General features: G+C 34.0%; 7 protein-coding genes and 1 pseudogene. 5 read left to right on the plus strand and 3 right to left on the minus strand.

Annotated features, from left to right (window positions below; genetic code table 11):
- The 3 genes and pseudogenes from AC1Q7N_RS11400 to AC1Q7N_RS11410 all read left to right on the plus strand — a co-directional run.
- A pseudogene (locus tag AC1Q7N_RS11400) lies at positions 1-108 on the plus strand (CHAP domain-containing protein); the annotation flags it as partial.
- 326 nt (positions 109-434) lie between these two features.
- Positions 435-1,595: an aminotransferase class I/II-fold pyridoxal phosphate-dependent enzyme gene (locus AC1Q7N_RS11405; RefSeq protein ID WP_049387575.1), complete on the plus strand. Its 1,161-nt coding sequence runs from the start codon at positions 435-437 to the stop codon at positions 1,593-1,595.
- Positions 1,596-1,607: 12 nt separating this feature from the next.
- Positions 1,608-2,606 carry a D-lactate dehydrogenase gene (locus tag AC1Q7N_RS11410; protein WP_001832358.1) on the plus strand — a complete coding sequence of 333 codons (999 nt, stop codon included), beginning with the start codon at positions 1,608-1,610 and terminating at the stop codon, positions 2,604-2,606.
- Positions 2,607-2,659: 53 nt separating this feature from the next.
- Here the strand turns inward: AC1Q7N_RS11410 and copZ are convergent, their stop codons facing one another.
- The 3 genes from copZ to cwrA all read right to left on the minus strand — a co-directional run bounded on the left by copZ (position 2,660) and on the right by cwrA (position 5,825).
- Positions 2,660-2,866, minus strand: coding sequence for a copper chaperone CopZ (copZ, locus tag AC1Q7N_RS11415; protein ID WP_001832344.1), 207 nt, complete (start codon positions 2,864-2,866; stop codon positions 2,660-2,662).
- A gap of 131 nt (positions 2,867-2,997) precedes the next feature.
- The gene (locus AC1Q7N_RS11420; protein ID WP_001832365.1) at positions 2,998-5,382 is read right to left on the minus strand and encodes a heavy metal translocating P-type ATPase; all 2,385 of its coding nucleotides are present in this window, start codon (positions 5,380-5,382) and stop codon (positions 2,998-3,000) included.
- 236 nt (positions 5,383-5,618) lie between these two features.
- The gene (gene cwrA, locus AC1Q7N_RS11425; RefSeq protein ID WP_002467715.1) at positions 5,619-5,825 is read right to left on the minus strand and encodes a cell wall inhibition responsive protein CwrA; all 207 of its coding nucleotides are present in this window, start codon (positions 5,823-5,825) and stop codon (positions 5,619-5,621) included.
- Between the two features lie 202 nt (positions 5,826-6,027).
- Between cwrA and AC1Q7N_RS11430 the strand changes: the two genes are divergently transcribed.
- Positions 6,028-6,897, plus strand: a complete 870-nt coding sequence (locus AC1Q7N_RS11430) for an SDR family oxidoreductase (protein ID WP_049387576.1) — start codon at positions 6,028-6,030, stop codon at positions 6,895-6,897.
- A gap of 502 nt (positions 6,898-7,399) precedes the next feature.
- The gene (pruA, locus tag AC1Q7N_RS11435) at positions 7,400-8,944 is read left to right on the plus strand and encodes an L-glutamate gamma-semialdehyde dehydrogenase (RefSeq protein ID WP_002503212.1); all 1,545 of its coding nucleotides are present in this window, start codon (positions 7,400-7,402) and stop codon (positions 8,942-8,944) included.
- The last annotated feature ends 198 nt before the right edge of the window (positions 8,945-9,142 follow it).

A 9,142-nucleotide genomic window follows, 5' to 3' on the forward strand; every position in this document is an offset into this window, starting at 1 on the left:
AATGGTTCAATCAGAGTTTCAGAAATGAACTACGGTCACGGTGCAGGTGTTGTCACTTCACGTACAATCTCTGCGAGCCAAGCTGCTTCATATAACTATATTCACTAATCATATGTGATTAATAATATACTGATATTTAAAGCATTAAACTAACATTGTATGATGTTGTTTAATGCTTTTTTTATTTCTAATAAGTTTAGTATCAATAAGTTTTGTAATTGCTGTGTATCAAATGTTAGAATTTCTAAAAAATGGAACGCAATATTATGCTGTTTGGACGACCGATACATTTTTTGATATGGTTCACTAGTGCTTTTTCAGGCTGCTTCAATAGTTTATGAGATATAATGCTGTTTTCTTATTTCAGAAAATTCTAACTATTGTTATAATATAAAGTACTTACTAATTAAATTATTTTAATGAGGAGGCATAGCATGGAAATGTCAGAAAGGCTAGCTTCAATTCCTGATAGCTACTTTGGCAAAACAATGGGCCGTATAGTTGAACATGGTCCTTTACCACTTATAAATATGGCAGTTGGAATTCCAGATGGAGAAACGCCAAAGGGTATTATCAATCATTTTTCAGAGGCGCTATGTATTCCAGAAAATCAAAAGTATGGTCCATTTCACGGCAAAGATGCCTTTAAACACGCTATTGTTAACTTCTACCAAAGACATTACGATGTTGAATTAGACAAAGAAGATGAAGTTTGTATTTTATATGGGACTAAAAATGGTCTTGTTGCATTACCTACTTGTGTTGTTAATCCTGGTGAAATTGTACTTTTACCTGATCCGGGATATACAGATTATTTAGCGGGGGTCATGTTAGCTGATGCTAAACCACTCCCTTTAAAATTGTCGCCACCAAATTATTTGCCGAATTGGAATACTATAAGTGCTAAAGTTCTTGAGAAGACTAAGCTAATTTATTTAACATATCCCAATAATCCTACCGGTTCGACAGCGACACAAGATGATTTTGATGAAGCGATTCATCGTTTTAAAGGTACTCAAACAAAGATAGTTCATGACTTTGCATATAGTGCTTTTGGATTTGACGCCAAAAATCCAAGCATATTAGCTTCTAAAAATGCAAAAGATGTTGCTATCGAGATATTCTCTTTATCTAAAGGTTATAATATGTCAGGCTTTCGTGTTGGGTTTGCTGTTGGTAATAAAAAAATGATTCAAGCGTTAAAGAAGTATCAAACTCATACAAATGCAGGTATGTTTGGAGCACTTCAAGATGCTGCTACGTATGCACTCAATCATTATGATGAGTTTTTAGAAAAGCAAAATGAAATATTTAGACGTAGACGTGATAATTTTGAATCACAACTAAAACATGCACATTTACCGTTTGTTCACTCTAAGGGAGGTATTTACATTTGGTTACATACACCCCCGGGTTATGATAGTGAAGCATTCGAACAGTTGTTATTAAAAGAAAAGTCAATTTTAGTTGCACCTGGTAAACCATTTGGTGAAAATGGTAATCAATATGTGAGGGTTTCATTGGCGCTCGATGATAAACAATTAGAAGAAGCGGCGAATCGCTTAACACAATTACGGTATTTGTATGAAAGATAAAGGAGTTATAAAATGACTAAAATTAAATTAATGGGTGTCAGAGAAGAAGATGAACATTATATTGAAATGTGGTCACAACAACATGAAGTGGAAGTGGATATGTCGAAAGAACAGTTAACTGAAGACAATGTCCAATCTATTGAAGGATTTGATGGACTATCATTGTCTCAAACATTACCATTATCAGAAACAATTTATAATAAATTAAATCAACTTGGAATTCGGCAGATCGCTCAACGAAGTGCTGGATTTGATGGTTATAATTTAGAGTTAGCATCTAAATATGGTCTTATTATATCTAATGTGCCTTCCTATTCACCTCGAAGCATTGCTGAGTTTACCGTGACTCAAGCCATCAATATTGTACGTCACTTTAATCATATTCAAAGAAAAATGAGATTGCACGATTTTAGGTGGGAAGCATCAATTTTATCTCAATCAATCAAAGATTTAAAGGTAGCGGTTATTGGCACGGGACATATTGGTGGCATTGTTGCACAAATATTCTCAGAAGGATATCTATGTGACGTTGTAGCGTATGATCCTTTTCCAAGTGAACATGTGAAACCTTACGTTACCTATAAACAAAGTATAAATGAGGCAATTAAAGAGGCAGATATTGTCACAATACATATGCCGTCAACACAATATAACAATTACCTGTTTAATGAAAACATGTTTCAAATGTTTAAAAAGGGTGCTGTGTTTGTAAATTGTGCTAGAGGATCCTTAGTAGATACCAAGGCTTTGTTATCTGCAATAGAGCAAGGTCAAATTAAAGGTGCAGCACTTGATACTTATGAATATGAAATTGGAGTATATACGACAGATAGAAGTGAAGAAGGTTTGAATGACCCACTTTTAGAGGAATTAATTACTAGAGAAGATATTATTGTTACACCGCATATAGCATTTTATACTGAAGAGGCAATCAAACATCTTATTTTTGATGCTTTAGATGCAACAATGGAAGTATTAAATACTGGCACGACGGAGTTAAGAGTAAATTAAAAAGCATAAAGGGTAATGAGAAGCATTCCCTTTATGCTTTTTAACGTTAGCAATTATTTAACATCATAACCTTGTTCTTCAATTGCTTCTTTCATATTTTCAAATGTAACTTTTGAATCATTATACTCAACGCGTACATGATTTTCATCTAAATTTACTTCAGCACTTGATACGCCATTTAGTTTAGCTAGTGCCGATTCTACGGCGTTTCTACAATGTTCGCAACTCATTCCTTCAACTTTTATGATTTTTTGTGTCATAATTATCACTCCTTTTTACTCCGCATATTACATATTATCATAAAGCTTAAATGTAAATTTTTAAAGCTTTATGTATAGATTGTTTAGAAAGTAAATCATTTTGTAAGATATTTATCATCATCTTATATATGCTATAGTTTCATTTTTTTCAGTCTTAATGCATTCATAACTACGCTAACAGAACTTAATGCCATAGCAGCACCGGCAATCCAAGGTGCTAATAAACCACAAGCAGCTATTGGGATGCCAGCTACGTTATATCCAAATGCCCAAAATAAATTTTGTCGAATATTTTTAATCGTAGCTTTACTTGCTTTGATAGCTTTTGGAACTAATAGCAAGTCACCACCAAGAATCGTAATATCTGCAGCTTCAATCGCTACCTCAGCTCCAGTGCCTATAGCCATTCCAATATCGGCTTTTACAAGTGCAGGCGCATCATTAATTCCATCACCGACCATGGCAACCTGTTTACCTTTGTCTTGTAATAAAGAGATTTGATGTGCCTTTTCTTCGGGCAACACTTCTGCAATTACATGTTCAATGCCAACTTGTTTGGCGATGGTTTGAGCTGTTCGATTGTTATCACCAGTCAGCATAACCACGTCGATATTCATATTTCTTAGTTCTTTTATCGCTTGTTTAGCATCATTTTTTACTGTATCAGCAACAGCAATGATTCCATTAATTTGATTATCCACGGCAATCATCATTGCCGTTTGACCTAAATGTTCATAGTGATTTAATTGGTCATTTAATTTATTACTAATAGATATATTGTAATCGTTCATTAATTTTCGATTGCCCACAAGGATTTGTTGTTGATGAATCGTAGCTTTAATACCATGTCCCGGAATTGATTTAAAAGTGTCATTATCAAGTAAATTAAGACCTTTATCTTTAGCATAAGTAACAATAGCATCAGCAAGAGGATGTTCTGAAGCATTTTCAGCACTTGCTAAAAGTTGTAATGTATCATTGTCACCAACATAATCAGTTACTACAGGTTGACCATTAGTAATTGTGCCTGTTTTATCTAGCACGATTGTATCAACATAATGTGCACGTTCTACAAATTGGCCTCCTTTGAATAATATGCCATTTTCTGCAGCACGTCCTGTACCTACCATAATAGATGTAGGCGTTGCTAAACCAAGTGCACAGGGACAAGCAATAACTAAAACAGATATTGCTGAAACAAGTGCAGGTTCAAATTGCCCGGGGTGAACGAATATAATCCATATGATAAAAGTAATAACCGCAATGCTAACTACAATCGGAACAAAATATCCAGAAATAATATCAGCTAAGCGTTGAATCGGTGCTTTAGAACTTTGAGCATCCTCAACCACTTTAATTATATGTGATAATGCAGTATCACCACCTACTTGAGTTGCTTCAATCATGATTGAACCATTTTTATTCATGGTAGAACCAATCACTGAATCGCCACTACTTTTTTCAACAGGTATAGACTCACCAGTTAGCATGGATTCGTCAATAGAAGTATCACCTTTAGTGACTTTGCCATCTACAGGTATCTTTTCGCCGGGTTTTATTAGTAAAGTATCTCCGACTTTAACTTTATCAAGTGGAAGCATAATTTCTTTATTTTCTTTAATTACTCGTGCTTCTTTCGCTTGTAAATTTAACAATTCGCTTAATGCATTGGTAGTCTGTGATTTGGCACGTGCTTCTAAATATTTACCAAGAAGAATTAACGTAATTAAAATAGCACTTGTTTCAAAATATAAATGCGGGTGATGTGTTTGATGTGTGAGCCACATCATCATTTCATAAATGCTATAAAAATATGCGGCACTGGTACCAACAGCAACCAATACATCCATGTTAGCTGAACCATTTCGCAAATTTTTATACGCGCCAACGTAAAATTGCCACCCAATAATAAATTGGACAGGTGTTGAAAGAATTAATTGTACCCAAGGATTGACCAAAATGGATGGAATGGAAATTGGTGAGATATGCACCACCATTACTAATAATAGTGGCAACGATAAAATAGCTGAAATGATTAATTTATTGCGTTTATGTTTTAACTCTTGTTTTTTACGATTTGATTGCGCTTTTGATGAAGTTTTAGTTTCAGCATCGTATCCAATATTTTGAATACGTTTAATTAATGCTTCCGTGTTCGTAGCACTAGGGTAATATTTGATGAGTGCTTGTTCGGTAGTTAAGTTTACTGTTGCCTGTTGTACACCTTGCGTTTGATTTAGAACCTTTTCTATACGATTAGAACATGCTGCACATGTCATACCATTTATATTTAATTCTACTTGCTCAACTGCAACATCATAGCCGAGACTTTGAATTTGCTCTACAAAATCTTCGAGATGATAATCGTCAGACTCATAGTCGATAGTTGCTTTTTCAGTAGTCAGATTCACTTTAGCTTGAACATGATTCATACGATTCAATTTCTTTTCAATACGATTTGAGCACGCAGCACATGTCATACCAATAATATCCAAAGTCAACGTTGTATTAGCCATCTAAATGCCTCCATTTCACATCTAATGTACCCCCTATAGGTATACAAGTCAACTACTTAGCTTATATATTATGGGATAGTATTATGTGTTACCTTTAAGAAAAATTAATCAATAAATCTATATAGGTATAAATATTTAATGGATAAAATAACAAAATACATCGTTTTAATTTATTAACAGGAAACATTTCATAACATCATGTTTTTATCTTTTTCTCAATTAGCATGACATAAATGTTAAAAAAAGTCAGAAGGATTTAGATCTTCAAAATTAATATTATGATAATTATTGAAATGATCGATTTTGATATCTTCAATTATTTTTCCACTTTTGATTTGTTCGAAATAATGATTTGCACAATGTATAACATCATATTCATTGAACGTTTTGATTAAGCCGATGATTATTAATGATAATATAATACCCTTAAGTATTTTTCTCATAGGATACAACTCCTTTATTGAATTATATATGAGTGTACATTTTTTTATGATGATAAACATGCGTCTATAGAATGGATATTGACTCATCCCTTAGTTTGATTAAACAATAGCATATTAGATTTTCTAATATAATTACTGTACGTGTTTGATGATAAAACTTTATGGGAATTTAAATGTAAAACATAAAGTGAGGTAATGAAAAGTGAATTTATTAAAATTTCACAACAAAATCAAAGGATATACTCAAAATAGACAACCAGGTATTGAAGCGGATATGGAACCTAAACCCATTGCAGAATTAGAAGAATATAAAGCAGCAGGAAAGTTAGAGAATAAAGTTGCTCTAATAACAGGAGGAGATTCAGGTATTGGACGTGCGATAGCAATACTATATGCTAAAGAAGGGGCAAATGTTGCTATTGGTTATTATGACGAACATCAAGATGCCGAAGACACAGTTAATCGACTTCAAGAAATGGGTGTAAAAGCTAAAGCTTATGCTCATGACTTAAAAGATGAAAAGCAATCTCAAAAGTTAATCAAAGATGTCATAAATGACTTCGGTAGTTTAAATATATTAGTAAATAATGGGGGCGTGCAATTTCCACGCGATCATTTTGAAGATATCACTCCACAACAAGTGAAAGAAACTTTTATGACGAATATTTTTGGTATGATGTTTTTATCCCAGGCAGCAGTACCTTACCTATCTGAAGGAGATACAATTATAAACACTACAAGTGTCACAGCATATAGAGGATCGGGGCATCTCATTGATTATTCAGCTACAAAAGGTGCCATAGTATCGTTTACCCGTTCTCTTGCTACTACTTTAATGGAAAAGGGAATTCGCGTTAACGCCGTTGCGCCCGGCCCAATCTATTCACCTTTAATTCCTGCGACATTTGATGAAGAAAAAGTAGAACATCAAGGTGACGAAACGCCGATGGGTCGTCGTGGACAACCAGCAGAACTTGCACCTTCTTATGTCTTCTTAGCAACACATGCAGATAGTTCCTATATTACTGCTCAAGTCATTCATGTCAATGGTGGCGATTTTATAACATCTTAATAAAATTAATAGCGCTACTTGGAGCTGATGTTTAGCATTCTAAGTAGTGCTAAATTTTTGAGAAAAGATTAGTTGAAATTAAACGACTTTATAGATGTAATATGACGAGAAGATGGGTGAAAAGAGTATCATTTTTAATAGATTTGATTCTATTAGACGTCTATACAATAATCGAATAAATGTTTACGTTCAATGATAGTAACGTAAGAATAAGGCCATGAAGCGATTAATTTTAAAAAATTCCCTTGATAAGCATAAGTTAAATGAGATATTTAAACATAGATAATGTTAAAACTGTAAATTTATTTATAGAAAGGGAGAGTTATACGGTTCTAAAAGTCACTTACTTTAAAATGAAAGCGTTTGCAAATATATAAGCTTACATAGTAAAATAAGACAAAGGTTATGGCGAAGAAAAATCTTTAAAATAAAAGAAGATGACAAGTCATACCTTTATGCATAAAGGATGGTAGAAATGATAAATTCATAGGGGGTAATTAGAATGGTAGTACCTTTCAAAAATGAACCTGGTATTGATTTTTCAGTACAGACAAATGTTGAGCGTTTTAATGAAGAATTAAGGAAAGTAAAAGCGCAACTAGGACAAGATATACCACTTGTGATTAACGGAGAAAAACTTACTAAAACTCATACTTTTAATTCAGTGAATCCTGCGAATACATCACAGCTCATTGCGAAAGTGTCTAAAGCAACGCAAGATGATATTGAAAAAGCTTTCGAATCAGCAAATCATGCGTATCAATCATGGAAGAAGTGGTCGCATAAGGACCGTGCAGAATTACTGTTACGTGTAGCCGCAATTATCCGTCGTCGAAAAGAGGAAATTTCCGCTATTATGGTTTATGAAGCCGGCAAGCCTTGGGATGAAGCAGTTGGAGATGCAGCTGAGGGTATTGATTTTATAGAATATTATGCAAGATCAATGATGGAACTTGCAGATGGTAAGCCAGTATTAGACAGAGAAGGTGAACATAATCGCTATTTTTATAAACCTATTGGTACAGGCGTGACAATTCCACCATGGAATTTTCCATTTGCAATTATGGCTGGTACAACCTTAGCCCCTGTTGTTGCAGGTAACACTGTATTATTAAAGCCTGCTGAGGATACAGTTTTGACTGCTTATAAATTAATGGAAATATTAGAAGAAGCAGGTTTACCACAAGGTGTTGTAAATTTTGTTCCTGGTGATCCAAAAGAAATTGGAGATTATTTAGTCGACCATAAAGATACACATTTTGTCACATTTACAGGATCCCGAGCTACAGGTACACGTATTTATGAACGTAGTGCTGTAGTGCAAGAAGGACAACAGTTTTTAAAACGTGTTATTGCAGAGATGGGTGGCAAAGATGCGATAGTTGTAGATAATAATGTAGATACAGATTTAGCGGCTGAAGCAATTGTTACATCTGCTTTTGGTTTCTCTGGTCAAAAATGCTCTGCGTGTTCTCGTGCCATAGTCCATCAAGACGTACATGATGAAATATTGGAAAAAGCAATTCAATTAACTCAAAAATTAACTTTAGGTAATACTGAAGAGAACACATTTATGGGGCCAGTAATTAATCAAAAACAATTTGATAAAATCAAAAATTATATTGAAATTGGTAAAAAAGAAGGCAAACTAGAGACTGGTGGTGGAACAGATGATTCTACCGGTTATTTCATTGAACCAACGATTTTCTCCGGACTACAATCTGCGGATCGTATCATGCAAGAAGAAATTTTTGGACCAGTCGTAGGCTTTATTAAGGTCAAGGATTTTGATGAGGCTATTGAAGTAGCTAATGATACTGACTATGGTTTGACAGGCGCTGTAATTACTAATCATCGTGAACATTGGATTAAGGCTGTGAATGAATTTGATGTAGGTAACCTTTACTTGAATAGAGGTTGTACAGCTGCAGTAGTGGGTTATCATCCATTTGGTGGATTCAAGATGTCTGGTACAGATGCTAAAACAGGAAGTCCAGATTACTTACTTAATTTCTTAGAACAAAAAGTTGTTTCTGAAATGTTTTAATTTATATATAACATGTCGTTGTAATGTGCGTGAATGAGGGAGATGACTTATAGCCACTTTACAACGACTTTTTAGTTTGGAAAGGAAATAATTATTGCAATTGATAGAAGAACGTTTATTCATGAGTGTGGGACATAAAGTCCCAGGATAAGTAAAAAAAGACAATTTCTATTGAAATAATATAGAAATTGTCTTTTT

The organism is Staphylococcus sp. GW823-FHT05F06, assembly GCF_058795495.1.